20 protein-coding genes are annotated in these 23,888 nt (G+C 67.1%); 13 read left to right on the forward strand and 7 right to left on the reverse strand.

Annotated elements, in window-relative coordinates; genetic code table 11:
- Positions 1 to 16: 16 nt before the first annotated feature.
- The 13 genes from ACN9M2_RS10975 (at position 17) to ACN9M2_RS11035 (ending at position 16,031) form a co-directional block, all read left to right on the forward strand.
- On the forward strand, positions 17 to 1,147 hold the full coding sequence (locus ACN9M2_RS10975) for a glycosyltransferase family 2 protein (RefSeq protein ID WP_426284779.1): 1,131 nt from the start codon (positions 17 to 19) through the stop codon (positions 1,145 to 1,147).
- A gap of 5 nt (positions 1,148 to 1,152) precedes the next feature.
- On the forward strand, positions 1,153 to 2,250 hold the full coding sequence (locus tag ACN9M2_RS10980) for a polysaccharide deacetylase family protein (RefSeq protein ID WP_426284780.1): 1,098 nt from the start codon (positions 1,153 to 1,155) through the stop codon (positions 2,248 to 2,250).
- The gene (locus ACN9M2_RS10985; RefSeq protein WP_426284781.1) at positions 2,238 to 3,500 is read left to right on the forward strand and encodes an O-antigen ligase family protein; all 1,263 of its coding nucleotides are present in this window, start codon (positions 2,238 to 2,240) and stop codon (positions 3,498 to 3,500) included. Before ACN9M2_RS10980 ends, ACN9M2_RS10985 begins: the two co-directional genes overlap by 13 nt.
- Positions 3,497 to 4,852 (forward strand): phenylacetate--CoA ligase family protein, encoded by a 1,356-nt coding sequence (locus ACN9M2_RS10990; protein ID WP_426284782.1) that lies wholly within the window; start codon positions 3,497 to 3,499, stop codon positions 4,850 to 4,852. The genes ACN9M2_RS10985 and ACN9M2_RS10990 overlap by 4 nt, the downstream gene beginning before the upstream one ends.
- Entirely contained in the window at positions 4,849 to 5,967 is a 1,119-nt protein-coding gene (locus ACN9M2_RS10995) for a glycosyltransferase (protein ID WP_426284783.1), read from the forward strand. The genes ACN9M2_RS10990 and ACN9M2_RS10995 overlap by 4 nt, the downstream gene beginning before the upstream one ends.
- Positions 5,964 to 7,136, forward strand: a complete 1,173-nt coding sequence (locus tag ACN9M2_RS11000; protein WP_426284784.1) for a glycosyltransferase family 4 protein — start codon at positions 5,964 to 5,966, stop codon at positions 7,134 to 7,136. The genes ACN9M2_RS10995 and ACN9M2_RS11000 overlap by 4 nt, the downstream gene beginning before the upstream one ends.
- Positions 7,133 to 7,771 (forward strand): polysaccharide deacetylase family protein, encoded by a 639-nt coding sequence (locus ACN9M2_RS11005; RefSeq protein WP_426284785.1) that lies wholly within the window; start codon positions 7,133 to 7,135, stop codon positions 7,769 to 7,771. The genes ACN9M2_RS11000 and ACN9M2_RS11005 overlap by 4 nt, the downstream gene beginning before the upstream one ends.
- Complete coding sequence (locus ACN9M2_RS11010) at positions 7,768 to 8,934, forward strand: glycosyltransferase family 4 protein (protein ID WP_426284787.1); 1,167 nt, start codon at positions 7,768 to 7,770, stop codon at positions 8,932 to 8,934. The genes ACN9M2_RS11005 and ACN9M2_RS11010 overlap by 4 nt, the downstream gene beginning before the upstream one ends.
- Positions 8,931 to 10,115: a hypothetical protein gene (locus ACN9M2_RS11015; protein WP_426284788.1), complete on the forward strand. Its 1,185-nt coding sequence runs from the start codon at positions 8,931 to 8,933 to the stop codon at positions 10,113 to 10,115. The genes ACN9M2_RS11010 and ACN9M2_RS11015 overlap by 4 nt, the downstream gene beginning before the upstream one ends.
- A 10-nt stretch (positions 10,116 to 10,125) precedes the next feature.
- Positions 10,126 to 10,494: a hypothetical protein gene (locus ACN9M2_RS11020; protein WP_426284789.1), complete on the forward strand. Its 369-nt coding sequence runs from the start codon at positions 10,126 to 10,128 to the stop codon at positions 10,492 to 10,494.
- Positions 10,495 to 10,564: 70 nt separating this feature from the next.
- Positions 10,565 to 11,839, forward strand: a complete 1,275-nt coding sequence (locus tag ACN9M2_RS11025) for a TolC family protein (RefSeq protein ID WP_426284790.1) — start codon at positions 10,565 to 10,567, stop codon at positions 11,837 to 11,839.
- Positions 11,836 to 12,933: an efflux RND transporter periplasmic adaptor subunit gene (locus tag ACN9M2_RS11030; protein ID WP_426284791.1), complete on the forward strand. Its 1,098-nt coding sequence runs from the start codon at positions 11,836 to 11,838 to the stop codon at positions 12,931 to 12,933. Before ACN9M2_RS11025 ends, ACN9M2_RS11030 begins: the two co-directional genes overlap by 4 nt.
- Positions 12,933 to 16,031: an efflux RND transporter permease subunit gene (locus tag ACN9M2_RS11035; protein ID WP_426284792.1), complete on the forward strand. Its 3,099-nt coding sequence runs from the start codon at positions 12,933 to 12,935 to the stop codon at positions 16,029 to 16,031. Before ACN9M2_RS11030 ends, ACN9M2_RS11035 begins: the two co-directional genes overlap by 1 nt.
- Here the strand turns inward: ACN9M2_RS11035 and ACN9M2_RS11040 are convergent.
- The 7 genes from ACN9M2_RS11040 to ACN9M2_RS11070 all read right to left on the reverse strand — a co-directional run bounded on the left by ACN9M2_RS11040 (position 15,995) and on the right by ACN9M2_RS11070 (position 23,886).
- Positions 15,995 to 16,822 (reverse strand): TIGR04325 family methyltransferase, encoded by an 828-nt coding sequence (locus ACN9M2_RS11040; protein ID WP_426284793.1) that lies wholly within the window; start codon positions 16,820 to 16,822, stop codon positions 15,995 to 15,997. The genes ACN9M2_RS11035 and ACN9M2_RS11040 overlap by 37 nt on opposite strands.
- Positions 16,823 to 16,922: 100 nt before the next feature.
- Positions 16,923 to 18,056 (reverse strand): GNAT family N-acetyltransferase, encoded by a 1,134-nt coding sequence (locus ACN9M2_RS11045; protein WP_426284794.1) that lies wholly within the window; start codon positions 18,054 to 18,056, stop codon positions 16,923 to 16,925.
- The gene (locus ACN9M2_RS11050; protein ID WP_426284796.1) at positions 18,053 to 19,600 is read right to left on the reverse strand and encodes an oligosaccharide flippase family protein; all 1,548 of its coding nucleotides are present in this window, start codon (positions 19,598 to 19,600) and stop codon (positions 18,053 to 18,055) included. Before ACN9M2_RS11050 ends, ACN9M2_RS11045 begins: the two co-directional genes overlap by 4 nt.
- Positions 19,597 to 21,276 (reverse strand): hypothetical protein, encoded by a 1,680-nt coding sequence (locus tag ACN9M2_RS11055; protein WP_426284797.1) that lies wholly within the window; start codon positions 21,274 to 21,276, stop codon positions 19,597 to 19,599. The genes ACN9M2_RS11050 and ACN9M2_RS11055 overlap by 4 nt, the downstream gene beginning before the upstream one ends.
- Positions 21,273 to 22,277: a UDP-glucose 4-epimerase GalE gene (gene galE / locus ACN9M2_RS11060; protein WP_426284798.1), complete on the reverse strand. Its 1,005-nt coding sequence runs from the start codon at positions 22,275 to 22,277 to the stop codon at positions 21,273 to 21,275. Before galE ends, ACN9M2_RS11055 begins: the two co-directional genes overlap by 4 nt.
- Entirely contained in the window at positions 22,274 to 23,110 is an 837-nt protein-coding gene (locus ACN9M2_RS11065) for a dienelactone hydrolase family protein (protein WP_426284799.1), read from the reverse strand. The genes galE and ACN9M2_RS11065 overlap by 4 nt, the downstream gene beginning before the upstream one ends.
- Entirely contained in the window at positions 23,110 to 23,886 is a 777-nt protein-coding gene (locus ACN9M2_RS11070) for an alpha/beta fold hydrolase (RefSeq protein WP_426284800.1), read from the reverse strand. Before ACN9M2_RS11070 ends, ACN9M2_RS11065 begins: the two co-directional genes overlap by 1 nt.
- Between the last annotated feature and the right edge of the window lie 2 nt (positions 23,887 to 23,888).

Here is a 23,888-nt window from a genome sequence, read left to right on the forward strand (position 1 = left end):
CGGGGGGAACGCCGACATGACTCATATCGCATGGTTCGTCTGCTGGAGTTCGGCGGCGCTGCTCGTACACGTCTTCGTCGGCTACCCGCTGCTGGTGTGGATGCAGGCCCGCCTGCGTCCATTGCCGGTGGCGCGGCGCGCGATCCTTCCCACGGTCAGCATCGTGATGGCCGTGCACGACGGCGAGCGTTTCATCCGCGCGAAGCTGGCCAGCCTGAGACAGCTGGACTACCCCGCCGAGCTGATCGACATCGTCATCGCCTGCGACGGTTGCCACGACACGACGGTGACGACGGCGCGGCGCTCGACCGATCCCCGGGTGACCGTGCTGGACTTTCCCAACCGGCGCGGCAAGGCGGCCTGCCTGAACGACGCCGTGGCGCTGACGCGCGGCGAGGTACTGCTCTTCACCGACGTCCGCCAGAAGCTCTCGCCGGTGGCCTTGAAGGAACTCGTGGCCAACCTCGGCGACCCTACCGTGGGCGCGGTAGGTGGTGAGCTGCACATGGAGAACGTGCGCAGCGGCTTCGCCCAGGGCGTCGACTTCTACTGGCGTTACGAGAAAGGCATCCGCCACTCGGAAAGCCTGTCCGGCTCGACGATCGGCGTGAGTGGCGCCTTGTACGCGATACGCCGTTCGCTGTTCCAGCCACTGCCCGCGGGCACCGTGCTGGATGACGTGCTCGTGCCCATGCGCGTGGCGGCGCAAGGCAAGCGCGTGGTCTTCGAGCCCAAGGCGATGGCGTGGGACCAACCCTCGCAGTTGCCCGAGGAAGAGCGGCGGCGCAAGATCCGCACGCTCGCCGGAAACTACCAGTTGATCCAGCTCGCGCCATGGTTGCTCGCGCCCTGGCGCAACCCCCTCTGGTTCCGCTTCGTCAGCCACAAGCTCCTGCGCTTGTTCGCGCCGTGGCTGATTCTGGCCCTCACAGTCAGCACCGGCCTGTTGTTCACCCGTCATCCCATGTACGCCCTGGCTTTCGGCGGACTGATAGGAGGACTGCTGCTGGTCGGGCTCGCACGCCTGCAACCGCCCCTGGGACGCCTGCTGCCCCTGCGCATCGCGGTGGCCTTCTTCTACCTCAACCTCTTCGCGGCGCAGGCGCTCGTGGGCTTCGCACGCAATCGAAGGCTGCACTTATGGTGACCCCCATGCCCCCGCGCGGAGCGCCCGGTATTCGTGGCCGGCTCGGCGAGTTGTGCTATTCCAGCGGCCTGCTGCATTCGCTGCAACGTGTGCGCGCGTGGTGGCAACGCGACTTGCGCATCCTCGCCTACCACCGTGTGATGCCGCTGCCGGACCCGGACACGTTCGGCTTCGACCTCGAACTCATCAGCACGCCGCCCGCCGAGTTCCGCGAACAGATGTTGCGGATCAAGAAATACTTCCGGCCGATGCGCCTGACCGATATCGTGGCCGCCCTCGACGCCGGCGAGGCCTTGCCGCCGGACACCGTGGCGGTGACCTTCGACGACGGCTACGACGACAACTACCGGATCGCCGCCCCGATCCTGGACGAGGTCGGCGTGCCGGCGACGTTCTTCGTCTCCACCGGGCACATCGACACGGGCCGGCCGTATGCGTACGACTGGCTGGTGCACATGATCCTGCTCACCACGGCGCCGCGCCTGGTCCTTCCCGAACTGTCGATCGACATCGCGCTGCCATCGGACCGGCCGGCGCGCCGCCGCATCGCCGGCAACGTGTTGCTGCGCATGAAATGGCTCGACGCGTTCGCGCAGAGCGCGATGATCGAGCGGCTGGAGGCGGAATGGAACATGCCCTCGGCGACCGCCCGCCCTGTCGACTGCCGCCCCATGACCTGGGATCAGGCACGCGAAATGGAGGCGGCCGGGTTCGAATTCGGTTCGCACGGCGTGCACCACCGCATGCTCGCGCGCCTGCCGCGCGAAGAGATGGAACGCGAGATCCGCGCATCCAAGGCCACGCTGGACCGCGAACTGCGCAACCCCGCCGTGCTGATGTCCTATCCGGTGGGTGGCGACCGCGCCTATAACGACGACGTGATCTCGGCCACCCGCCAGGCGGGATTCCAGCTCGCCTGCAGCTACGTCTGCGGTACCAACGCGGAGCCCAGCGAGAACCGTTACTCGCTCTACCGCCTGCCGGTGGAAAGCAACATGGGGCCCGGCTGGTTCGCCGCGATGCTCGCCTTGCCGCAGCTGATGAGCTACCCCACGCCCGCGCACCAGGCGGCCGGACCGAGGGAACAACCATGTTCCCCCTGATCCTCCTCTACGTCGTGCTCACCATCATCCGCCCCCAGGACTACGTACCCGGCCTGGAGACCGTGCCCATCCTCCCGGTGGTGTTGCTGCTGGCCTTCGCCATGTGGCTGGCATCGCGCTCGAAGACCTTCGAAGCACCGCAGTTCGTGATCCTGCCCGCCTTCCTGCTGATTCTGATGATCTCGCAGATGAGCAATGGCTGGGCCGGCGGCGCGCTCGACGAACTGGCCCGCTTCGGCCCCGTGGTGATCGCCTTCTTCGTCTTCGGTGCCGCGTGCGGCACCCAGAAACGGGTACGCATCGCCATGGGCGTGTTCGTGGCCTGTGCGGCGGTGCTCGCGCTGCACGGCGTCGAGCAGGCGAGCACCGGCGTGGGCTGGACGGGCACGCCGCTGAGCGAGGGCGGACGCATCCAGTACGTGGGCATCTTCAACGATCCGAACGATCTCGGCCTCCTGTTCGCGGCGACCCTGCCCATGGCGATGTTCCTCGGCAGGCGCGGCACCGGCGCGATGCGCCCCGTGTGGCTGATGGCGGCCCTGCTCCTGCTCTACGGCACCTATCTCACCAACTCGCGTGGCGCCATGCTGGCGGTGCTGGTCGTCGCCGGGTGTTATGTCTGGTACCGCAAGGGGGCCCTGGTCGCGGGCGCGATCGGCGTCGTCGGCCTTGCCGCGATGAAGCTGCTCTCCTCGCGGATGGAAGAACTCGATGCCGGCGAGGAATCGGCCGCGGGCCGCGTGGATGCCTGGTACTCGGGCCTGGAGATGTTCCGCGAGCACCCCGCGTTCGGCGTCGGTCCCGGTAATTTCACCGAGTACAACGACCTGACCGCGCACAACTCGTTCGTGCTCGTGCTGGCGGAAACCGGCTTCATCGGCTTCGTGCTCTGGCTCGCCTTCGTCGGCTACGGCTTCTGGATGATGCTCACGATCGTCCGCCACCAAGGCCCCACCGGCTCCGATCCCGCGCTGCAGGCCGAGTGGGTCGCGGAGCGACAGATGGCGCTGACCCTGCTGCTTTCCCTGTGTGGCCTGTTCGCTGCGGCGTTCTTCCTCAGCCGCAGCTACATGGTGGTGCTTTACCTGATCGCCGCCATGGTCGCCGGCTACTACGTGGGTGCGCGCCGCCGCTGGCCGGCCCTGCCGATGTTCCGGCTCTCCAACGGAGGATGGCGCTGGCTGCCAGCCGGTGCGTGCAGCGTGTTCGCCTTGTTCGTACTCGTCGCCGTGCTCCTGAGAACCACATGAACCTCTACGAGACCACGCTACGCCGCGTCATCTGGCCCGCCTACGAAGGCGGCCTGCGCCGTCGCGACACACCCGCCTACATGCGCCGCTACGAGCGCGACCAGTGGCTGGCGCCCGAGGAAGTGGCGTCGTTGCAGTTCCAGCGGCTGAAGCGCCTGCTCGACTGGTGCTATCGCGAAGTGCCGTACTACAAGCGTCGCTGGGACGCGCTGGGCATCGTGCCGCAGGACATCCGCGACATGGACGACTACGCAAGGCTTCCCGTATTGACCAAGGCGGATATCCGCGACAACGCCGACGAGATCAAGGCCACGTCGTTGAAGGCGTCGCTGGGCTACAAGGCCACCGGCGGTTCCACGGGCGAACCGCTGCGCTTCGGTTTCACCCGCGAAAGCAATGATCGCCGCGTGGCCGTGATGTGGCGCGGCTACGGCTGGGCCGGCTCGCGGATGGGCCGCCGGACGCTGTTCCTCTGGGGTGGCGCCGTCGGCAATCCCAGCGCGATGCACCGCATGAAGGACCGCATCTACAACGCCGTGTTCGCACGCAAGCTGCTCGACAGCTTCCACATGAACGAGTCGAACATGGCCGATTACGCCGACGCCATCGATGCCTACCGTCCGGAGGTCGTCGTCGGTTATGTCGGGCCGCTCGTCCGACTGGCCGAATGGCTGCTGGCGAACCATCGCCAGGTGGCGCGCCCGGCCTCCGTCATCGGCGCCGCCGAAGCCCTGCATCCGTTCCAGCGTGAACTCATCGAAAAGGCTTTCGGTGCTCCCGCATACAACACCTACGGTTGTCGTGAATTCATGCTGATCGCTTCCGAATGCGAGCATCGCCAGGGGTTGCACGTGAACGCGGACCACCTCGTGGTCGAGACGCTCGACCACGAAGGCATGCCGCCCCCCGGCGGAAGCGGCGAAGTCGCCATCACCGACCTGTTCAATTACGGCATGCCATTCATCCGCTATGTCAACGGCGACATGGCCACGTACGCCACCTCCACGTGCGCCTGCGGCCGGGGCCTGCCCATGCTGGCATCGGTCGACGGCCGCAAGCTCGACGCGATCCGCACTCCCGCCGGCCATATCCTTCCGGGTGAATTCTTCCCGCACATGCTCAAGGACGTCCCGGGGCTCGCGCGTTTCCAGCTCGTCCAGCGGCGTCTCGACCGGCTCGACCTGTCGATCGTGCGTGGCCGTGGATTCGAGGATGCCTCGCTCGACTACATTCGCCGCGAAGTGGGCAAGGTGCTGGGCGACAGCGCCGAACTGCACTGCCACTTCGTCGACGACATCCCGCTGACCCGCAGTGGAAAGCTGCGCGTCACCGTTTCGGAGCTGGCCTCGTGAACATCACCCACTTCGTCGAGAACCTCAACCGGGGTGGCCTCGAACGCATGGTCCTGGACCTGGTCAAGGAACAGCATCGACAAGGCCATAAGGTGCAGGTGGTGTGCCTGTTCGAGCGCGGCTCGCTGGCGGGCGAACTGGACGCGCTGGGCATTCCCGTCGCCGCCTGCCATAAGCGCACCGGTTTCGACCTTCGCGCCCTCGGCCGGGCGCGCCAACTGCTTGCCGCGCACTACACCGAGGTGCTGCACACGCATAACGCCGTGGCGCATTACCAGGCGGTGCTCGCCAGCGCGGGCATGAGCATCCGCCAGGTGGTGAACACCCGGCACGGCATGGGTGCGCAAAGGAAGCCTGGCCGCCGCGAATGGCTTTTCCGCCGCGCGCTCAAGGCCACCGATGCCGTCGTCGCCGTCTGCGAAGCCGCGCGCGCGGACGCGGTACGGCGTGGCATCGCGCCGGCGGCGAAGACCTGCGTGGTGCCGAACGGCATCGTGCTCGATGGCTTCGACATCGCTTCCGACATCATGCATGAACGTCTCACCCGGCTGATCCGGGTACCGCGTGGTACCCGCATCATCGGAAGCGTGGGCCGGCTGAACTGGGCCAAGGACCAGATGAGCCTGATACGCGCCTTCCGCATCGTCCGTCATACCCGTCCGGATACCGCGCTGGTACTGGTCGGCGATGGCGAGTTGCGCGAAACCTTGCGCGCCGCCGCCTTCGACGAAGGCGTGGCGGGCTGCGTGCACTTCCTGGGCGATCGCAACGACGTACGCGACCTGCTCCAGGGTTTCGACCTGTTCGCGCTTTCCTCGGTGACCGAAGGCTATTCCATGGCGTTGCTGGAAGCCTGCGCCGCCGGCTTGCCCATCGTCGCGACCGACGTGGGCGGCAATGCGGAGATCGTGCACGACGGCGCCACCGGACACCTCGTACCGCCATGCGATCCACCGGCGCTGGCCGCGGCGATCCTCGACCTCCTGCATGCGACGCAGCGCGCCTCCACGCTGGGCCTCGCGGCGCGTGCCTGGGTGGAGGCGCATGGATCGATGGAAGCCATGGCCGCACGCTATGGCCGGCTCTACTTCGGCGACATGGAGCATGCGTCATGAAGATTCTGGTGCTCACCAATCTCTTCCCCACGCCATGGGATATCCGCCGTGGCACGTTCAACCGGCAACAATTCCAGCGCCTGGCCGAACGCCACGACGTGGACGTGCTCACGGCCGTCGATTTCCGTGAACGCATGGGCGGGGTGATGGGCTCGGTGGACGTCCCCGGCGTCCGGCGCGATCACTTCACGTTCTACCATCCGCCCGGCATCGGCCGTTTCCTCAACGCGCTCTGCTTCTTCGCCTGCGTGATGTGGCAGCGCGGCCGCGACCTGCGCCGTGCCCGTTACGACGTGATACTGGCGAGCTGGGCCTATCCGGACGCGGCAGGCGGAGCCTGGGTGGCACGCCTGCTCGGCATACCCTACGTCGTCAAGGTGCACGGCAGCGACCTCAACGTGCAGGCCGCCTCGCGCCTGCGCCGGCCGCAGATCAGGTCCGCCCTGCGTGGCGCGGGCGCCGTGATCGCGGTGAGCAAGGCACTCGCGCGCAAGGCCGTCGAACTCGGTGCCCGCCCCGAAGGCGTGGAAACGATCTACAACGGCGTCGATACACGCATCTTCCATCGCGGCGACAGGGCCGCCGCGCGGCAGCGCCTGGGCCTGCCGCCCGAGGTACCGATCGTGCTCTACGTGGGCAACCTCAAGGCGACCAAGGGCTGTCACGACCTGATCGAGGCATTTCCCACCCTCGCGAAACGGCACCATGACGCACGCCTGGTCTACGTGGGCGAAGGCGCCAGCCGTGCCAACCTCGAAGACCGCGCGGCCTCCCTGTGCTGCGCGCCGGCCGTGCATTTCGAGGGCGCGGTGGATCACGCCGCGCTGGCGGACTGGTTCCAGGCGGCGAACGTGCTTTGCCTGCCCAGCCACAACGAAGGCGTGCCGAACGTCATCCTCGAGGCGATGGCATGCGGCACGCCGATCGTCGCGACCGCGGTCGGCGGCATTCCCGAAGTGGTGCCCCACCACGCGGGCATCCTCGTGCCACCACACCAGCCGCGTGAACTCGGAACCGCGCTGGTGGAGGTTTTCGAGCGTCATTTCGATCCCGCCACCATCGCGGCGCATGCCGCGACTTTCCGCTGGGACGAAAATATCGACCGGCTCGAGCGCATGCTCGGCCGTGTCGCCGCCGGAGCCCCGGCCCACCTTGGCGCCAACGCATGAACTGGAAACCCAAGAAGCACGACCTGCTCGGATTGCTGCCTGAGAATCTCGTGCTGACCCGCACGCGCGATTCGGCGCTGCGCTACCTCAGCTTCGACGACGGTCCCGAGCCCGGCTACACGCCTCGGCTTCTCGACACCCTGGCGAAGCATGGCGTGAAGGCCAGCTTCTTCCTGGTGGGCGAAAAGATCGAACGGCATCCGGATATCGTCCAGCGGATCGTCGACGAAGGGCACATGGTCGGCAACCACTCCTACAGCCACTGGTCCTTTCGCAACATGACCCTGGCCAGGCAACTCGACGAGGTGTATCGCACCGATGCGCTGCTGCGCCTGTTCGACGACCGTCCGCACCACCGTATGCGCCCGCCCCATGGCTACGTCGGCGCGCCGTTGCTTGCGCACTTCGTTCGGCACAAGCGCAGCTTCGTCTATTGGTCGTACGACAGCCTCGACTACCAGGACCGGCCGATGGAAGCGCTGATCGCGCGACTGCGCGGCGATCCGCCGGCCGCCGGCGATATCGTGCTCATGCACGACGACAGCGACAAGGCGGCCCAGGCACTGGACGTGCTCCTGCCTGAGTGGCTGGACCAGGGCATGCGCTTCGCCGCCCTGCCGGGGACCGCGTCGTGAGAATCCTCTACCATCACCGTACGCGTGGCCGCCATGTCGAAGGCGTGCATATCCGCGGCATCGTGGGCGCGTTGCGCGAACTGGGCCATCACGTGGACGTGATGTCGTTTCCCGGCGCCGACCCGGAACGGGAAACCGATACCGCGGCCTCGTCCGGCCGCGGGAAGATCGCCGGCCTCGTGACACGGCTTCCCGGGGTCGTCTTCGAGGCGTTCGAACTACTCTACAACGCGGCCACCCTCCTGCGCATGGGCTGGGCGTGGCGCCGCGCGACGCCGGAACTGATCTACGAGCGCTACTCGCTGTTCCTCTTCGCCACCGTCTGGCTGGCACGCCAGCGTGGTATTCCGCTGGTGCTCGAGATCAACGATTCCGCCCTGGTCGATCGCGTGCGCCCGCTGACGATGAAAGCGCTGGCCCGCCGGATCGAGGGCTGGTGCCTGCGCAACGCGACCGGCCTCGTCTTCATTTCCAGCTATTTTCGCGATATCGCCGGGGAGGCGTATGGCGATATCGCTCCCTCGGTCGTATCGCCCAACGCCGTGGACCTGCCCCGCTTCGATCCCGCCCGTTTCGATCGCGAGCGCCTGCGTGCCGAGCGCGGGCTCACCGGCCGCACCGTTTGCGGCCACATCGGTGCATTCGCCCACTGGCACGGCATGGACAGTTTCGTCGAGGCCATCGCCAATCGCCTCGACGGCGTACCCGATCTCGCCCTGGTCTTCGTCGGCGACGGCAAGACCTTGCCGGCCGTGCGCGAACTGATCGCGGCACGCGGGCTTTCCGATCGCGTGCTCCTGCCCGGCCGTGTCCCGCACGAGGAGGTGGCCAGCTGGATCGCGTGCATGGACTACGCCGTGCTGCCGAATTCCAATCACTATGGCTCCCCCATGAAACTGTTCGAGTTCATGGGCATGGGCGTGGCGGTGGTCGCGCCGGACTACGCGCCGGTGGCGGAAGTGATCGTCGACGGCCACACCGGCTGGTTGTTCCCGCGCGGCGATGCGACGGCATGCGTCGAGCGCGTACTCGAACTGGCCCAGCGCGCCGACGAACGCAAACGTGTCGGCCATGCCGCGCGAGCCTACATCGCCAGCGAGCGGCAATGGCGCAACAATGCCGAGCAGCTGCTCACCCTGGTACCGACCGGAGCACCCGCGTGATCGCCATCATCCTTCTCGCCTTCATCCCGCTCGCCGCCATCGCGGTGACCGTGGCGATCCGCGCGCGCAACATGCAGTACTGGCTGTGGGGATACCTGACCCGGCGCGCGCCGCCGAAAGTCGAGGGCCCCGTGCATGTGCTGTTCTGCTTCGTCGACCATTTCGAGCCGAACTGGGGCCGCGTCGACATGGATACCCAGCGACGCCGCGTGGACCGCTGGTGCGACGAATACCGGGCCATGGCGTCGCGCCACCGTGACGCCGACGGACGCGTGCCGCAACACAGTTTCTTTTATCCCGAAGAAGAATACGTCGAGGAGCACCTGGACAAGATCGCCGCGCTCTGTGCCGACGGCTACGGTGAAATCGAGATTCACCTGCACCACGACAACGACACGCCGGAAAACTTCCTCGCCACGATGGACCGCTTCAACCGGCTCCTGCACGAGAAGCACGGTGCGTTGCCACGCGATCCGGTCACCGGCCAGCTTCGCTTCGCCTTCATCCATGGCAACTGGTGCCTGGACAATTCGCGCGCCGACGGCCGCTGGTGCGGCATCGACAACGAACTGATCCTGTTGCGCGAACTGGGTTGCTATGCCGACTTCACCCTGCCCTCCGCGCCCAGCGACACGCAGACGCGCATGTCGAACGCGATCTACTACGCCACCGACGACCCGCATAAGTGCAAGTCGCACGATACCGGCGTTCCCATGCGGGTGGGAGGAAAGCCCAGCGGCGACCTGCTGATCATCCAGGGTCCGCTCGGGCTCAACTGGAAGGATCGCCGCTTCGGCATCGTCCCGCGCATCGAGAACTCCGACATACGCCGCGGTTGTCCGCCGTCCCGCTCGCGCGTGGACCAGTGGGTCCGGACGGGCATCCACGTCGAAGGCCGCCCCGAATGGGTATTCGTCAAGGTGCACACCCACGGCACGCAGGAGCGCGACATGGACACGCTGCTGGGCAAGCCGGTCGACGACATGCACGCCTACCTCGAATCCGCCTACAACGACGGCAAGCGCCACGTGCTGCACTACGTGACGGCGCGCGAGATGTACAACATCGCGAAGGCCGCCGAAGCCGGCATGACCGGCGACCCCGGCGAGTACCGCGATTTCGAGCTGGCCAGGCCGCACGGTGCCGAGGTGGAATTGTCTAACACTGCCGCGGTCCTTTAGCATCGCGGCCATGCGCCGTACTACGCCACGCCTGTTCACCCATCTGCGCCGCCATCGCGGCGTGTGGATGCTCGCGCTCGCGGTGCTGCTGTTCAAGGTCGCGATGTCGACCTTCTGCGTGCTCGACGGCCCGCGTGTCGCCTTCTCCGGCGATGCCGCGGGCGCCACCGTCGCTTCCAACGCGACGCTCGACGACGGCGACCTCTGCGTGCTCGACGAAGGCAAGGGCTGCCATTGCACGTGCGCCCACGCGGTGGCGCTGCCCGTGGTCATTACCAGCGTGATCGTTCCCTCGCTGGTCTCCCACGTGCACCCCGCGCTGCCGGTCATGACACCGCCGGCCTTCGCTCGCTCTCCTCTGCGCCCCCCGATCGCCTGATCTCCGACTGCCCGGCACCGGCCGCCTGAGCGGCCGTGTCGACTCGTGTCCGACTCCAGGAGATCCACCCATGTTTTCCCCGCGTACCGCGCCCTGTGGCGCCGCGTACCTGTGGTTGTTCCTGTGCGCATTCGCCCCGCAGGCGCTTGCCACACACCCAGCCAGCCTTTCCGCCCCACCGGCCGTACGCGACGCTGTGCACCGGGTATGGGCGAACCATCCACGCGTCCAGTCGGCCGATGCCGTCCGGCGCGCCGCGCTGGCCCGCGCCCGTGCCGCCACGCAGCCGGTATACAACCCCTCCCTGACGTTCGAGGGCGAAAATGCCGATGTGGATCGACGTACGGCCGGCGCAAGCCTCGCGCTGGACCTCAGTGGCAAACGCCGCGCACGCATGGCCGAAGGCGATGCGGCCTCGCGCATGAGCGAGGCAGGCTATGCGCTTGAGCGGCGCGACGTGGCGGCACAGTGGCTGAAAGCCTGGTGCGCCAGCCTGCTCGCCGCGCGACAGAGCGACATGGGCCGGCAACGCGTGGACCTCATGCAACGTTTCGACCGGCTCGCCGCGCAGCGGCTCGCGGTCGGCGATATCGGCAGTACGGAACGCGACCTGGCTGCCTTGGCACTGGGCGAAGCGCAGATCCAGCAAGCATCGCTCGCCGGACAGGAAGCGATGGCGCGGGCCGCGCTGGAGGCCGTGGACGTGGATGCGGCATCGACACTGCCCCCCTTTCCCACCGCCTTGCCACCCGAGCCCGGCGCGGTCGTGCCCCTCCCGGCGGACGCTCGGCCAGAGATGATCGAAGCGCGTGCCGAGCAGGAACGCGCGGAAGCCGGCGTCGTCGTCGCGGAACGCGCCCGCCGCCCCGATCCCACGTTGAGCCTCACTGGCGGACGCGTGCGCGATGGCGCTCGCAGCGATCGCGTCATCGGCCTGAGCGTATCGATTCCGTTGCCCGTGCTGAATACGGGACGAGCCGAGATCGCGGCGGCACGCGCGGAGGCGGACGCGGCCAGCGCCAATCGGGGCGCCGCCTTGCTGCGTTCGCGGGCGGCGCTTCGACAGCAACAGGCCACGTACAGCGCCTTGCTCGGCGCCGCCCGTGCCTTCCGTGGAAGCCGCGCGAGCGCGCTCGACGAACGCACCGCCTTGCTGGAACGACTATGGCAAGCCGGGGAGATCGGCACTTCCGATTACCTCGTGCAATTGAAGCAAAGCCTCGATACCGCGTTATCCGGTCTCGCCCTCGAAAGCCAGGCCTGGCAAGCCTGGTTCGACTACCTCGCCACCGCCGGCCGTCTCGACGACTGGATCGACGGTGCTCCGCTGGATACCACCCGATGAACGCTCCGATCCGTCGACTCGCCCTCGTACTCGCCCTCCTGACGATCGGCCCCGGTCATGCCCAGGCCCCTGCCGAGAAACGCGACGATCCGCTCGCCCTCGACGAGGCCGCCATCAAGGAAGCCGGCATCGTCGTCGACACCTTGCAGACCCGCGCGATGAACGATCTGATCGTCGCGCCGGGCGAGGTGAAGGTGGATGCGTATTCCACGGTGCTGGTTTCCCCGCGCATCGCGGCGCAAGTCGTCGCGCGCCGGGCGAAACTCGGCGACGTGGTGGCCGCCGGCATGCCCTTGGTCGAGCTCTCCGGCGTGGAGGTGGCCGAGACACAGGGACAACTGATCGTCGCCAGCCAGGATTGGCAACGGGTCTCCGCACTCGGCCCCCAGGCGGTGTCCGCGCGTCGCTATAACGAAGCACTGGTGGCTCGCGACCAGGCCCGGGCGAAATTGCGCGCGTTCGGCCTCTCGGAAGGACAGATCGCACGCGTCATCAAGCGTGGTTCGTCAGCCGCGGATGGCCGTTTCGAACTGCTGGCATCGCACGCCGGACGGATCACCACCGACGACTTCCTCGTCGGCCAGCGCGTGGAACCGGGACAAACCCTCTTCACCCTGGTGACCGAGGATTCCGTCTGGGTCGAGGCGCGACTCCCTCCCGCCGAGGCGAAGGGGGTGAAGCGAGGCGACACGGTGACCGTGGGCGCCCACGGTACGGAGCTTCCCGGCAAGGTGCTCCAGCGCTCGCACCAGACCGACGAAACGACGCGCACGGTGGCCGTGCGCATCCAGGTCGACAACCGCGACGACCTGCTGCATCCCGGCGAACTGGTGGAGAGCCGTATCGCCACCGGCCTTCCCACGCAGCGGCTGGCGGTACCGTCGGAAGCCGTGCTGCTTCTGCAAGACCAGCCCACCGTCTTCGTGCGCCGCGGCGCGACCGGGCGGTTCGAAGCCGTTCCCGTGGAAACCGACGCGACCGTCAATGGCTGGACCCCTATCCGGCAGGGCCTGCGTGCCGGCGACACCTATGTGAGCAAGGGCGCGTTCGCGCTGAAGGCCCGGCTCTTGCGCTCGCAGTTGGGGGAAGAGTGATGTTGCAACGTCTCGTCGCACTTTCGCTGCAGTACAAGCCACTGGTGTTGATCGCGTTCGCCGTCGTCGCCCTGCTCGGCATACGGGCCGCCGGAAGCTTGCCCATCGACGCGTTTCCCGACGTGACACCGGTCCAGGTCAACGTCTACACCGAGGCCGCCGGCCTCGCCGCCGAGGATGTGGAGCGACTGCTCAGCACGCCCGTCGAATCCGCGCTTGCCGGACTGCCCGGCGTCGAGGACATCCGTTCGGTGAGCCTGTTCGGCCTGTCGTACGTCTCGGTGTACTTCGACGACGGCACGGACATCTACTTCGCCCGCCAGCTGGTGAACGAACGCCTGCAACAAGTGGGCGACCGCCTTCCCGCGGGCTACGGCAAGCCCGAAATGGGACCGAACACCTCGGGGCTCGGGCAGGTGTTCTGGTACACCGTGGAACGCGACGGGAAAAACCCGGCGAAGGCCCCATCCGACATGGACCTGCGCAGCCTGCAGGACTGGACATTGCGCCTGGTGCTGCGTACCGCGCCCGGCGTGGACGACGTCACGTCCTGGGGTGGGCAGGAGAAGCAGTATCAGGTGAGCGTCGATCCGATCCGGCTCTTCGCCCACGGCCTCGGCATCAAGGACGTGATGCAGGCGGTGGAAGCGAACAACGCCCAGGTCGGCGGCAACGTCGTCGACGTCGGCCGTGAACAGTACCTCGTGCGTGGACTCGGCCTGGTGCGGAATGCCGCCGACATCGGCGACATCGTCCTGAAAACCGCGGATGGCATCCCGATCCATGTGCGTGACGTGGCGTCCGTCATCGAAGCCGGTGCGCCCCGAACCGGTGCGGTGACCCGCGATGGCAAGGAAGTGGTCATGGGACAGGCGCTGGCCCGCATCGACGAAAACGCGCGCGATGTGGTCGACGCCGTCAAGGCGAAGCTGGCGATACTGACCCGGGCGCTCCCTGAGGGAGTCGCCGTTCGCCCGGTCTACGAGCGCAGCGACCTCGTCGACGCCGCCGTCGGTACCGCGACCCGCGCCCTCGTGGAGGGATCGATCCTCGTCGCCGTGGTGCTGTTCCTCTTCCTCGGCGAACTGCGCAGCGCGCTGATCGTCGTCGCGACCCTGCCGCTGGCCCTGCTGATCGCCGTGATATGCATGGCGCAGGCCGGGCTGTCCGCGAACCTGATGTCGCTCGCCGGACTGGCGATCGGTATCGGCATGATGGTGGACGGCGCCGTGGTGATGGTCGAGAACGCGTTCCGCCTCATGGCCGAGCGCAAGGCGCGTGGCGAACCCGAGGACCGTACGGCGGCCGTGCGCGACGCCGCGCGCGAGGTCGCCACGCCGATCGCCTTCGCCATCCTCATCATCATCGTGGTGTTCCTGCCGCTCTTCGGCCTGCAGGGTCTGGAAGGCAAGATGTTCAGGCCCATGGCGTTCAACATCGGCTTCGCCATGGCGGGATCGCTGGTCCTCGCGCTCACCCTCATTCCCGTCCTGGCGGCCCTGCTGCTCAAGCCCGGCGAGGAAAAGGACACCCGCCTGGTCGCCTGGCTGAAACGCGGCTACGCACGCGTGCTGCACTGGTCGCTGGCACACCGGCCGATCGTGATCGGTATCGCGGGAACCGCCCTTCTCGCGGCGCTGGTCCTGTTTCCCTTCCTGGGCAAGGAATTCATGCCCAACCTGCGCGAGGGCGCGATCATGTGGCGGATCACCTCGATTCCGTCGGCCTCGCTGGAGGAATCGATCGGCCTGTCGAAACGCGTCGCCGAGCGGATCAGGAACCGATTCCCCGAAGTGGAGACCACGCTGGCGATGATCGGCCGCGCCGAGAAAGGCGAGACGGCGGACGTGAACTACATGGAGGTGTATACGCCGCTGAAACCGAGATCGCAGTGGCGCGACGGACAGACCCTGGAGTCGATCGAGCAAGCCATGCAGGACGACCTCGGCGCGCTCCTGCCCACCGCCGTGGTGAGCTACACCCAGCCGATCCAGATGCGCGTGGAGGAACTGATCTCCGGCGTGCGCGCCACGCTGGCACTGAAAATCTATGGCGACGACCTGGGCGAACTCGACAGGCTGGCATCACGCATGAAGGACGTGCTGGCTCGCGTGCCCGGCGTGGCCGATCTCGCGCTCGAGGCCAATATCGGCAAGCCGCAACTGCGCATCGAGGTGGACCGTGCTGCCCTGGCCCGGTACGGCCTCAATGCCGACGACGTGCTCACCGTGGTGCGCAACGGCATCGGTGGCGAACCGGTGGGGACCCTGCTCGATGGCGTGCGTCGCTTCGACATCACCGTACGCCTGGACGATGCCAGCAAGGCGTCGCCTGTCGCAGTCGGGCGGATTCCGATCCGGACACCGTCCGGCGCCCTGGTCCAGCTCGGCCAGGTGGCCAAGGTGACCATGGCGGAAGGGTATTCGTTCATCCGCCGGGAGGCCTTGCAGCGTTACGCCGTGATCGCCATGGACGTGCGCGGGCGCGACATCGACGGCTTCGTCCGCGAGGCGAACGAACGCATCGGCGCGTCGGTCCCCCTTCCCGCCGGCTATTACACCGCATGGGGCGGCGCCTTCGAGAACCAGCAGCGGGCGCTCAAGCGCCTCGCCCTGATCGTCCCTGCGACCATCTTCTTCATTTTCGTGTTGCTCTATACCGCCTTCAATTCACTGCGCCATGCGGGCCTGATCCTGGCCAACGTCCCCTTCGCGATCATCGGCGGGATCTTCGGCCTGTACATCACCGGCCAGTACATCTCGGTGCCCTCGGCGATCGGTTTCATCGCCGTCTTCGGCGTGGCGATGCTGAACGGCATCGTCCTGGTGAGTTTCCTCGATGCGCAGCGCGCCGCGGGGCTCGACGTGCGCGACGCCGTACTGCGTGGCACGGCCCTGCGTCTGCGGCCGGTGTTGATGACCGCGAGCGTCGCGATCCTCGGCCTCGTGCCCATGCTGCTGTCCCGTGGCGTGGGCGCGGAGACGCAACGGCCACTGGCGACCGTGGTCGTGGGTGGCCTCATCACCTCCACCCTGCTGACCCTGGTGCTGCTGCCGGTCGTCTACGACTGGATGGAGCGGAAAGCGAAGCCGAAGTAACGATCCAGCGAACGCTCCGGATGGAACGGAATCATGCAGGACCGTTGCGGGTTCTCCCAACGGTCTTGCAATTCGTAACCGAGCGACGAGAGCCCACCGAGGAATTCGCGCTCGGCGGTCACCCGGTAGGGACAGCAGGCGGTGCCGATGTTCTGCACGGTGAAGTACGACTCGCGCATATGGACGGGCACGGAGTTGAGCAACAGGAACCGCGGCCGGTGTTCCATCTCCTGCAGCGCCTCGACCAGCGAGTAACGCAGGTACTGCAACGAGCCCGCCGCGAAAAGCACGTCCACTCCGGACGCCTTCGCCACGTCCCCGGCGAAATGCAGGCGTCCGGCCGGATCGTGCTCCTTCGCCCAATGCTCGCCCGCGGCGTTCACGGCCGGCACGTCCATCACCGTCCAGCGCAGGCCGGCCGGATAGGTGAGGTATTTCTGGTAAGCGTAATAGGCGATGCCGATGTGTCCGCCGATGTCGAAGACGGTACGCGCGCCGTCGGCGAAGAAGCGGCCGAGCCAGTACATCATCGGATAATCGTTGATGAAGACCCGCCGGGTCCGCTCGCGATAGAGTTCGGCCGACTCGGTGTTGTCGTAGCCACTGGTGTTGGCCGCCGGAATGCTGGCCTGGGCCTCGTCGAACGTGGGAAACACGCCGCGATACAGGTGATGCGTCAGCGCCCGGTGGGCGAAGAACGTCCGTGTATACCGCGCTTCGAGAAAGGAACGGATCAACGGCAGCCTTGCCGTCGCCTCCTGGTACGGCCGGGAGTCGACTTGCGTGTTCATGAGCACCTCTGGACGAATCCTGCAGCCCTAAGCCTGCGCCTCAAAGCCTGTCCTGCCCATCGTCCAGAGGCCTAGTCCATCCGGCCAAAGACCCGGGAGATCAGCCCTGGCGGCGGGCCTGCATGTCCGACCGCACGCGGTGCAGGCCACGGTACAGCCAGCGAAGCGGCGCATACATATGGAATCCGGCGGTGGCACGCGTGGCTCGTACCACATAGAGCGACCCGCATGGCTCCGCTCGCGTCGACAGCAACCGCTTGTACTGGTTGTCGCCATAGCCGAAGCTGATCCGCTCGCCGGGGAAGCGGTCGAGCAGGCCACGTACCGCCTGGAACACGGCCACCGACCCGATACCGATCTTCGCGACCTCCTCGTCGTAGCCGAGATCGTCGACGAGATAGGTGCCCGCGATGCGATAGCCATGCACATACGCCAGCGGCCGCCCGTCACGGATCACCACGTGGCCGATCAGCTGGCCCGTCTCGGCGAGGCGCTGGAACAGGGCGACACGTTCGGGAGCCTCCCAGTCGATGGGCAGGTCGGCGTGATGCCAGGTCCGCGCATACAACTCGTTCATGAGACGGCAGTACTCCGCCATGTCTTCCGCGCGATCGAACACGCGCAGCGCGGCGTCACCGCCCAGCTTGCGGTAGGCGCGGCCGACCCGTTGCACGAGGTCGGCCCGCTTCTTCTTGTCCATGGCGGCAAGCCATGCCTCGGAGGACGGCTGCGGGTCGATCGACCAGTGCACCTGGTCGAGCAGGTGTGCCACCACGATGCGGAAACCGTCGCCATGCGACAACGAGGCGGCGAAGCGATTGGGCAGGTCCGCTTCCTGGATGCGGACGACGCGGATACCGGGGTCGTGGGCGATCTGCCGGGACACCAGCAGTTCCACGGCGGAACGGTCCCCTTCGTTCGCGACGACGCCGGCACCGAGCATACGCAGAGCCGCGCCGCGGTACAGCTGCAACCGCCGCCCCGCGAGATCGAGCCGGGCCGTATGATCGATGGCGAGCAGCGGCGCGTAGCCCGCCACCCTGCCCTGCGCATCGCGAGCGACGATCACGTGCGGCACGGTGCCGTCGTGACGGCTGACCACCTCGTATTCGATCCAGTCCGGATGTTGCACGATGCCGCTGGCCGCTCCCGGCTGTTCCGCGACGCGCGCCAGTTCGTCGCGCAGGCCGCGAAGGGCTTCCAGGGTATGCAAGGTGGAACACACGTAACTCATGGGCTGGTCTTCGCCACGGAAGGTTGGACGAACTGGAGGCCCCGGATCAGCAATCGTCCGGGCGGACCGAGGCGACGGCTGATACCCGTCATCAGGTTGAGGTCGTCGCCGGTCCAATAGCGAACGAGCATGCTGCCGGGCAGGTACAGGGCCATGAACACGGCCGCGCCAACGAGGAAGCCGAGCCGCGACGGCGTGGCGGCGGTGGCTCCCCAGGCGGCGAGCGTGGCGACGAAACCCACCGCGAACAGGCGCGACATGGCCGCCACCGGCAGGGCGCCGCTGGTTGCCTTGCGCAGGTAGTGGATCGCCAGCGCCATCTCGACGACGCGTGTCGACGCGTAGGTGATGACGGCACCGGCCAGGCCGAGCGGCGGGATCAACGCGACGCCGAGCACGGCATTGGCGGCCAGCGCGACGACGGCGATGCGAATGCGGTCGTCTTGCCGGTCGACCACGGTCTGGAACGCGGCGATGCCGTTGCCGATGAGCAACAGGCCGCCCAGCACCAGGGTGGCTTCGATGGCGGGAATCGCGTCGACGTAGCGGTTGCCGTACATCAACCGGACGATCTCCGGCGTGGTGACGAGACCCAGCCCTGCGATGGCGATGCCAACCGCCCAGTAGAAGCGCGTGGCTTCGGAAAGGAAACGCGCGGCACGCGCCGTTCCGCTCTCGCCATAGGTCTTGGCCATATAGGGAAGCAAGGTGGACGTGAGCCCCACCGAGAACAACTGCACGGCGCCGCGGGTGAGCGTCCCGGCGATCGCGAAATAGCCCACCGCGACCGATCCGGCGAAGGCATTGAGCAGGAATACCTCGATCGTGCCGACACGGAACGATCCCATCAGGACCAGGGCCGCGGTGAGGCGAAGGTGGCGATTCACGCGTGCGTTCACGTCTGGCGGAATCGGCCCCGGTGCATAGGGGCGGCAACAGCGACGATAGGCCATCCGGTTGATGAGGTTCAGCAGCAGGCATGCCACCGCGAACAGGGCCACGAAGGACACGAGGTCCGCGTGCACGATCATCGCGCCGAGTACGAGCAGCATGCCGACGATGCCGGAGGCCACGGTGGCCACGGCTTCCGGTTCGAAGCGTTCCTGGCCCTTGCCGATGGCGACGAGCATGGCGTAGTTGGCTTTCGCGACCACGGCCACGACGACCAGGGCCATGATCGGCAACAGCGAGTTGTCCCATTCGGACGGACGGAACAACCAGCCGATCAGGACGAAAAGGAGGATGACCGCCAACGAGCTGTAGGTCTGGATATGTGAGAAACGCGCGGCCAGATGCGAGGCGAGCGATGCATCGCCCATACCGTCGGCCTCGGCGATGAACTTGGTCGACGAGGTGGTCAACGCGTGGTTGGAGCAGACGATCAGCCAGCCGCACAACCACACGGTGAAGGCATAACGGCCGAAGTCCGACGGGCCCAGCGAGCGAGCGATCCACACGCTCATCAGCAAGCCCAGCGCGTACTCGATGTACGTGGACACCGTGACGATGCCGATGCTGCGCAAGACGGCGACGCGGCGGTTCATGGCGATGCCGCCCGTTGACGCGTGCCGGCGCCCGCGGGCTGCGCCATCATCCATTGCGCCACTCCGGCGCCGCGGTTGTTCCAGTTGAAGCGACGCAAGGTATCCGATATCGCCGCGCAGGCAGGGCTGTACGACGCGGCGATCGCCTTGAAACGCTTCTTCAAGGCGGCAGCTTGCACAGGATCGGTCTCGAAGTACCATGCGGCCGCCACCGGCAAGCCGAGTTCGACCGTGTGGCCATCGCTGTACCAACCGTCGGTGTCCTGGATCTTCGTCAACGCCTCGTTATCTGCATGCGACGACGACCAGTACCAGGCGATCTGTCCGTGCGGGCCGGAGCAATCGTTGCGCCAGTCGTGCGGCGGCACGAGCCGCTGCGGATCGATCCAACCGTATCGCTCCAGGTAGCGTCCGAAACCGGTGAGCATGCCGGGGATGCGCGGATCGGCCGTGACGAGCCATGCGTGCCACAGGCCGTCGACGATGTTCTCGCTCATCCACGGCGAGGCGCCGCGTACGTCGTCCGCGCCGTGCGGATCGTTTTCGTGCACGTTCCAGCTGTTGCGCCACGAGCCGTCGTCGCCGAGACCATCCGGATTCGTCCGCTGGTGGTCGTGCAGCCAGCCCACGCGCGCATCGATGCGCTGCCGGTAACGCGTGTCGCCGGTGAGTTCATAGGCGGCCACCGTTTCGACCAGTCCGAGGCCGGCGAGGCGTTCGGTGAAATAGTCATCCGGATGACGGTACGGCCCCGGCGCACCGTTCCAGCCGCCGCTGTCCCACAACCCGGCCATCTTCGCCACCGTCGCCGCATCGTGCATGGAATCGTCGCCCGTGAGCGCCACGGCGAGCAGCACCGGCTCGATATACACGTATTTCACGTCGCACGGCTTGCCATCGGGGAGCCAGCCCCCGCCACAGGATGGACTCACCGGCATGCCGTCGCGCTTGATCCCGGCCATGTACCAGCGGTAGCTCATCTCGGCCGCTTCGAGGTAATCCGCCCTGCCCGTACGCACGTAGGACTTGAACAGGGTCGACGGCCGATCGAACAACCACGCCGTCGTATCCTTCGTGGGCAGCACGGACGCCCAGCGGAACTGGCCGTCGACATAGCGGGCGTAGGGCTCGTCGCTCGTCGCCACGGACTGCGGCCCCGCGATGAGCGAAGCGGTGAGCCAATCCGGCGTCAAGGTCGCGACAGCGGCGAGCCGGCCGTCGACAAGGCCGCTGGCATACGGCCAGCCGGGGATGTCCGCCGTACGGGACGAGTCGAGTGTGAAGTAGTAAATGCCGGGGGCCGCGCGGAATTGCACGCGAACGGCACGCACGCTGCCGTCACGGAAATGCCAGGCCAGGGTGGATGTCACCGCGGAAGGAATTTCACCGCCGTGACCGTCGACGATACGAACCTGTTTCGGATCACGCAGCAGGCCGGGCGGAAACGGAATTCCCACGGTCACCGGCAAGTCGTCGCCCCGCCCCGCCAGTCGATGCACTTCGATCTTGCGAACGGCTTCCGCAGGAGCTTTCGTGGGGAAAAGCGCGGCAGCCAGCGCGAGGAGCAGGCCAAGCACCCAGAGCACATGACGCGACAATCCCGATGGCGGCGACACATCCAGCCCGCGTGACGCGCGCCTGCGCTCGCGCAGCGACACGTGACAACGGACGCTCATGCCACGGACGCGGTGGGCAAGGCACTGCCGGCCAACCGGTATTCCCACGACAACGCGGTGCGGACGATGACGTCGAGATCGTCGTAGCAGGGTTCCCAGCCGAGTTCGCGGCGCAACTTGTCGCTGCGCGCGATCAGCTGCGGGATATCGCCAGGACGGCGCGGCAATTCCAGCACGTTCAGGGGATGACCCGCCGCGCGAGCCACGGCTTGGATGACTTCGCGCACGCTGTAGCCATGGCCGTAGCCGCAGTTGAGGGTGAGTGACGCGCCGCCTTCGCGAAGGTGGTCCAATGCGCGCAGGTGCGCCGCCGCCAGGTCTTCCACGTGGATGAAGTCGCGCACGCCCGTGCCGTCGGGCGTGTCGTAGTCCGTGCCATAGATCGCCACGCACGGCCGCTTCCCGACCGCGTGCTCGCAGGCCACCTTGATCAACAGCGTGGCTTCCGGCGTCGAGTGGCCGATCCGGCCCTGGGGATCGCAACCGGCCACGTTGAAGTAGCGGAGGATCACATGGCGCATCGCCCCGGTGTCGCACCAGTCGCGCAGCATCGTCTCGGACATCAGCTTCGACCGGCCGTAGGGATTGATCGGCTGGGTGGGCGTGTCCTCGTCGGCGATGCCTGCCTCGGTTGTTCCGTAGACGGCGGCCGTGGACGAGAAGATGAACTTGTCCACGCGCGCCTGCGCGCAACATGCGAGCAGGTTCCGCGTGTTGCCTGTGTTGTTGGCGTAGTACTTCAGTGGGTCGCTCATCGATTCGGGAACGACCGTATGCGCGGCGAAGTGCAATACCGCGTCCACGCGGTGCGCCTCGAGCACGCGCGACACCAGGTCGCCGTCGCCGACGTTGCCCTCCACGAAGGAGGCGCCGCGGACCGCCTCGCGGAACCCGGTCGAGAGGTTGTCGATCACCACGACGCGATCGCCGCGTTCGACCAGCTGTTGCACCGTATGGCTGCCGATGTAACCGGCGCCGCCCGTGACCAGGACCGAGTTCATGCGTGCCTCCCGGCCGGAGCCGGCGGGAAATTTTGCGTGAGCCAGCCACCGATGCCGTCGAGCAGACGGGCACGGTCGCCGGTGAGGATATAGGTGTGGTCGGACTCGGCGGAATACCGCGTGGTGACCGCCGGATGGCTCATCACCTTGCCGAAGCATTCGCGGAACTGCCGCGCATGGTTGAAGTAATTGCTGATGCCGCCCGAATAGACCAGGTACAACTTCATGCCACGGGCCACCATGCCGGTGAAATCGGCGATGACTTCCGCGCGCGGCGCGGGTGCCACCGCGAATACCGGCTCGGAGGCTGGCTTGCCGCCGATGCCGTTCGCGCTACCGCGTCGCCGCAGCACGCGGGCCCAGCGGCCGGGATCGACGATGCGCGGCAGGTAATGGCGCAGCTTGTAGCCGACCGTACGGTAGGCGTACCCGTCGAGGAACACCGCGCCGGATACGCGCGGATCGGTGGCGGCGACGATGTGCGCGTTCTGCGCACCCGAACACAACCCCACCAGCACGAAGCGTTCGCAGCCGGCGCGGGCCTTGAGCAGGTTCATCGCGTCGTCCAGATCCGCGCACACCTGCTGGGTGCGTGTCTGGCCGCCGCCGGTGGCGGCGCTGTCGCCCAGCGTGGACAGGTCGAAGCGCAACGTGGGGTAGCCACTGGCGTTGAGCTGCCGGGTCAGTTCCACATGCAGGCGGAAAGGACCGATGCGATGAACCAGCCCCGCGTTCACCACGATGATGCCGGTTTCGCCTGTCGCCGCCTCGGGTACGCCGGCGATGCCGACGAGGTGGTTGCCACGGCCGAACCGGTGGGCTTCCTCGCGCATCACGCGGTCTCCTTCAGGCGGCCGCTGACGGCCTGGATCAGCGGCTGCGAGAGGATCGCGCTTTCCAGCCGGCGCAGGTCGTCCCACGGGGTCGGAGGGGTGATCGATGCGACGGCGCCACGCGGCGAGACGATGCGCTCCCAGCGCGATGCCGGCGCCGCGGGCAACGAATCGAGCACCAGGGTGGGCACGGACGCGGCATGCAGGTGCAACGCGGACAATTGCTGGCGCAGGTGGTCGCCGATATCGAAGCCCAGCCACTGCTCGGCGATGTCGGCGTCGCTGCGTGGCCGGGTGAAGCGTTCGGTGTCGTCACGCAGCGCTACCTGCAAGGCATCGAGCGCGGAAACATAATCGCCACCATCCAGCACGGGGTCCCAGGCGATCACTTCGGCGAAACGCGCACGATCCGCGGCAGCGAGCGCCACGCTGCCGCCCAGGCGCGCACCGAAGGCCACCACGCGGTCGACGCCGGCGCGCGTGCGCAGCTCGTGGGAGGCGACCACCGCATCGGCGACGCAACGCTCCCAATCCACCTCGGCACTGCCCCCCGCGGAGTCGCCCGTGCCGTAGTAGTCGAAGCGCAACACGGCCAACCCCTGCGCGGCGAGTGCCTGCGCCAGCTGCCGATAGAGACGATGGCAACGGATCAGGTCCTGTCCCAGCGGTGGACACATCAGCAACGCGCGGCGCGCCGGCAAGGCGGGTGCGTGGTACATGCCGAAAAGATCGCCGGCGGGACCGAAGAAGAAAGGGATCTCGGCATCGGTTCGCATGG

Origin of the sequence: Luteibacter sp. E-22, assembly GCF_049913125.1 — a bacterium.
In the GTDB taxonomy this organism is placed as follows: Bacteria; Pseudomonadota; Gammaproteobacteria; order Xanthomonadales; family Rhodanobacteraceae; genus Luteibacter.

Excerpts from the sequence above, each read along its gene's own strand:
- ACN9M2_RS10975 (WP_426284779.1), top strand. The coding sequence starts at position 17 with ATGACTCATATCGCATGGTTCGTCTGCTGGAGTTCGGCGGCGCTGCTC.
- ACN9M2_RS10980 (WP_426284780.1), top strand. The coding sequence starts at position 1,153 with ATGCCCCCGCGCGGAGCGCCCGGTATTCGTGGCCGGCTCGGCGAGTTG.
- ACN9M2_RS10985 (WP_426284781.1), top strand. The coding sequence starts at position 2,238 with ATGTTCCCCCTGATCCTCCTCTACGTCGTGCTCACCATCATCCGCCCC.
- ACN9M2_RS10990 (WP_426284782.1), top strand. The coding sequence starts at position 3,497 with ATGAACCTCTACGAGACCACGCTACGCCGCGTCATCTGGCCCGCCTAC.
- ACN9M2_RS11000 (WP_426284784.1), top strand. The coding sequence starts at position 5,964 with ATGAAGATTCTGGTGCTCACCAATCTCTTCCCCACGCCATGGGATATC.
- ACN9M2_RS11005 (WP_426284785.1), top strand. The coding sequence starts at position 7,133 with ATGAACTGGAAACCCAAGAAGCACGACCTGCTCGGATTGCTGCCTGAG.
- ACN9M2_RS11020 (WP_426284789.1), top strand. The coding sequence starts at position 10,126 with ATGCGCCGTACTACGCCACGCCTGTTCACCCATCTGCGCCGCCATCGC.
- ACN9M2_RS11025 (WP_426284790.1), top strand. The coding sequence starts at position 10,565 with ATGTTTTCCCCGCGTACCGCGCCCTGTGGCGCCGCGTACCTGTGGTTG.
- ACN9M2_RS11030 (WP_426284791.1), top strand. The coding sequence starts at position 11,836 with ATGAACGCTCCGATCCGTCGACTCGCCCTCGTACTCGCCCTCCTGACG.
- ACN9M2_RS11035 (WP_426284792.1), top strand. The coding sequence starts at position 12,933 with ATGTTGCAACGTCTCGTCGCACTTTCGCTGCAGTACAAGCCACTGGTG.
- ACN9M2_RS11040 (WP_426284793.1), bottom strand. The coding sequence starts at position 16,822 with ATGAACACGCAAGTCGACTCCCGGCCGTACCAGGAGGCGACGGCAAGG.
- ACN9M2_RS11045 (WP_426284794.1), bottom strand. The coding sequence starts at position 18,056 with ATGAGTTACGTGTGTTCCACCTTGCATACCCTGGAAGCCCTTCGCGGC.
- ACN9M2_RS11050 (WP_426284796.1), bottom strand. The coding sequence starts at position 19,600 with ATGAACCGCCGCGTCGCCGTCTTGCGCAGCATCGGCATCGTCACGGTG.
- ACN9M2_RS11055 (WP_426284797.1), bottom strand. The coding sequence starts at position 21,276 with ATGAGCGTCCGTTGTCACGTGTCGCTGCGCGAGCGCAGGCGCGCGTCA.
- galE (WP_426284798.1), bottom strand. The coding sequence starts at position 22,277 with ATGAACTCGGTCCTGGTCACGGGCGGCGCCGGTTACATCGGCAGCCAT.
- ACN9M2_RS11065 (WP_426284799.1), bottom strand. The coding sequence starts at position 23,110 with ATGCGCGAGGAAGCCCACCGGTTCGGCCGTGGCAACCACCTCGTCGGC.
- ACN9M2_RS11070 (WP_426284800.1), bottom strand. The coding sequence starts at position 23,886 with ATGCGAACCGATGCCGAGATCCCTTTCTTCTTCGGTCCCGCCGGCGAT.